The organism is Bacteroides sp. UBA939 (assembly GCF_002293435.1).
Lineage (GTDB): Bacteria > Bacteroidota > Bacteroidia > Bacteroidales > Bacteroidaceae > Bacteroides.
Map to the genome: position 1 here is coordinate 1 of NZ_DBDF01000079.1, position 3592 is coordinate 3592.

Below are 3592 nucleotides of genomic sequence, written 5' to 3' on the forward strand. Positions count from 1 at the left end.
TCTCAGGCGATTAAAAATACAAATTGTCAATCTGACAATTCCCTTAACTTCTGCAGTATGAATAATACAGGATAAATCAAATATCGGGGTGATACAAGAAAAATGGTTTATTTCTACCGAACATGTGTGGCTTTTGAACAGGATATATGCACACAGTGAGACTAACTCTTACCCTCACTCTGCCCTCACGCCTGCCCTCACCTATTCAAACACCGATGAATAAAGCAGGGCAGACGCTCAATAACTTATACATCCTTTTTTAGGGGCATACAGCGTGTGCTTACGACAACTATATCACGATGTTGCGAATAAAACGCATTGTATACTTCTCTAACCTGAATAATTCATGCTTCAGGAGTTAGAGGAGTTAAAGTAGTTATCAGCCCTCAAGTTGACTTAGTAGTTAAAGCCGATACTAATGTTACATGATTCACGGAGTATCGGCTTTAACTACTTAACTACTAACGAAGTGATAACTCCTTTAACTACAGTATGAATAATGCAGGCTAAAGCATAGCCCTGAAGGTGTTGTATGGGCGTTAATATTATTGAGCGTCTGCCCTGATGAATAAAGGGATACAAGAGAAAAAGTGAGACCGTGAGAGTAGAATCGCTCAAAACCCTGGGAGGGAGAAAGAAAGTTCAAATTTCAACTGCGATATTCGTGCGGGAAATAGCATGGAAAAAACATGTTCCCGATAGTTCATTGAGGAATCAATAACAGACCTATCAGACAGGTAAAATACGCACTGATTCGATTTTCCCGGCGGCTAATTCCATTAATTCTCCCCCATTAATCGCATTTTAAGTAGATATTAAGGTGTTTTTTCTGATATTATTAATGTGATAGTCTTTTCTTTGCATTCATAAAATATGCGGAGAACATCCGGAGAATATCCGGAGAACATCCGGGAAACATGAACTTATAAACATAAACTTATATAATATGAAGAACCGTTTGACAGGTATATTCCTGGTGTGTGCTTGTTGCCTGATGGCGAGGGCTGATGATTTGAAGTTGTGGTACAGCCGGCCGGCGGAGGTTTGGACGGAAGCGCTGCCTTTGGGAAATTCGCGTTTGGGAGCCATGGTCTATGGCGGAGTGGTTAATGAGCAGATACAGCTGAATGAAGAGACTGTATGGGGCGGAGGGCCGCATCGCAATGACAGTCCGAAGGTGCTTGGGGTGCTGCCTGAGGTTAGAGAACTGCTTTTTGCCGGAAGGGAGAAGGAGGCTGAGAAGCTGGTTGCCGACAACTTCTTCACGGGGCAGCATGGTATGCCGTTCCAGACTATCGGCAGCTTGATGCTGGAGTTCGACGAGCATGGCGATTATTCCGATTACCGCAGGGAGCTGGATTTGGAAAGGGCGATAGCATCTGTAAGCTATAAGATAGGTGAGGTGAACTATACACGCACGCTGTTTACTTCGTTCGTTGATAATGCTTTGGTTATACGCATTGAGGCTGATAGGCCGGGGATGGTTAACTTTACTGCCCGGTACAGCAGTCCATACAAGGAATATGAGGTGAAGAAGAATGGGAAGAGTCTGCTCCTGTGCGGTAGAGGCTCGGCGCACGAAGGGATTCCGGGGGCGATTCGTTTTGAGACCCGCACGCAGGTGAAGGCTGAGAAGGGGAAGGTGAACGTTGCCAATGACTGCATTGAAGTAAAAGGCGCTGATGTTGCTGTGATTTATGTTACGGCGGCGACTAACTTCGTGAACTACAAGGATGTAAGCGCAAACGAGACCCGCCGGGCGACGGAGTTCCTTGCCGGAGCTATGAAGCGTCCGTACGCTCAGGCATTGACTGCTCATGAAGAGGCCTACCAACGGCTCTTCAACCGCGTATCCCTGAATATAGGAAGCTTCGGCAGAAACGGAAGTACCAACAGAAACGAAAGCTCCGGCAGCAACGCAGAAGCCCCCGCCCGGAAAGAAACCCCTCACCGCATCAAGCACTTCAACGACGGCAAAGACCTGGGACTGGTAGCACTGATGTTCCAGTTCGGCCGCTACCTGCTAATCTCCTCCTCGCAACCCGGCGGACAGCCTGCCGGACTGCAAGGCATCTGGAACCACGAACTGCTCGCCCCCTGGGACGGCAAATACACCATCAACATCAATACCGAGATGAACTACTGGCCGGCAGAAGTCACCAACTTGCCGGAGATGCACGAGCCTCTTTTCCAAATGGTGAAAGAACTCTCCGAGTCGGCACAGGGCACGGCGCGTACCATGTACAACAGCCGCGGCTGGACGGTGCATCACAACACCGACCTGTGGCGAATCTCCGGACCCGTAGACGGCGCTTCCTACGTCTGGCCCCTGGGCGGCGCATGGCTCAGTCAGCACCTGTGGCAGCACTACCTGTACACGGGCGACGAGGCTTTCCTGCGCTCCGCCTACCCGGCCCTGAAGGGCGTTGCCGACTTCTTTCTCGACTTCCTGACGGAGCACCCCCGGTACGGCTGGATGGTGTGTGCGCCCTCTATGTCGCCCGAGCTGGCTCCTCCGGGTACGGGCACTATGCTCACTGCCGGAAGTACGATGGATACCCAGATTGTGTTCGACGCGCTGACGTCGGTACTGACGGCTACGAGGTTGCTTTACCCTGCGCACACGTCCTACAGCGACAGTCTGCAAAGCATGATCAACCGCCTGCCGCCGATGCAGATTGGCAAGCACAATCAGTTGCAGGAGTGGCTGGCGGATGTGGACGACCCGAAGGACGACCACCGTCATGTGTCGCACCTGTACGGGCTGTATCCGGGCAATCAGATATCGCCTTATGCGCATCCCCGGTTGTTTCAGGCTGCCAAGCGTTCGCTGCTCTACCGGGGCGATATGGCTACGGGGTGGTCTATCGGTTGGAAGATAAACCTGTGGGCACGTTTGCTCGATGGCGACCATGCTTACCGGATTGTTAAGAATATGCTGAAGCTGGTGGAGAAGGATAATCCCGACGGGCGGACGTACCCGAATATGTTCGACGCTCACCCGCCTTTCCAGATTGACGGTAACTTCGGCTTCACGGCCGGGGTGGCGGAGATGTTGCTCCAGAGTCATGATGAGGCTTTGCACCTGTTGCCCGCGCTGCCCGAGGAGTGGAGCCGGGGCAGTGTGAAGGGTTTGGTGGCGCGCGGCGCTTTCGAGGTGGATATGGATTGGGAAGCGGGCGAACTGACAACGGCGACTGTCACTTCTCGAATCGGCGGCAATCTGCGGATACGTTCGTATGTGCCGCTGGAGGGTGCCGGGCTGAAGGAAGCGAAAGGCGATAATCCTAATCCGCTGATGAAGCGCGGGGCAATCAAGGAGCCGCTGGTGTCACCGGGATTGAGGGCGCAATATCCTATGTTGTACAGGGTGTACGAGTATGATGTGGAGACGAAGGCGGGTGGAAAGTATGTGATAACGGTTAGTAGATAGGGATTAACGGTAGTGATTAGTGTAGGTAGTGGTTAACGGTTAGTGATTAGGGATAGGTCTTTAGTGGTAAGTGATAAGCAAGAGTATCCGTCATCCTGAGCGAAGTCGAAGGATCTCTTTTTATCTTCCGGGTGGAATAACGTAGCGCAGCATTAAAAA

1 protein-coding gene is annotated in these 3592 nt (G+C 51.3%); it reads left to right on the plus strand.

Going from position 1 to position 3592, the window contains the following annotated elements; all coding sequences use genetic code 11:
- The first annotated feature begins 946 nt into the window (after window positions 1-946).
- The gene (locus B2Z67_RS05455; protein ID WP_291528806.1) at window positions 947-3433 is read left to right on the plus strand and encodes a glycoside hydrolase family 95 protein; all 2487 of its coding nucleotides are present in this window, start codon (window positions 947-949) and stop codon (window positions 3431-3433) included.
- Window positions 3434-3592 lie beyond the last annotated feature (159 nt).

Excerpts from the sequence above, each read along its gene's own strand:
- B2Z67_RS05455 (WP_291528806.1), top strand. The coding sequence starts at position 947 with ATGAAGAACCGTTTGACAGGTATATTCCTGGTGTGTGCTTGTTGCCTG.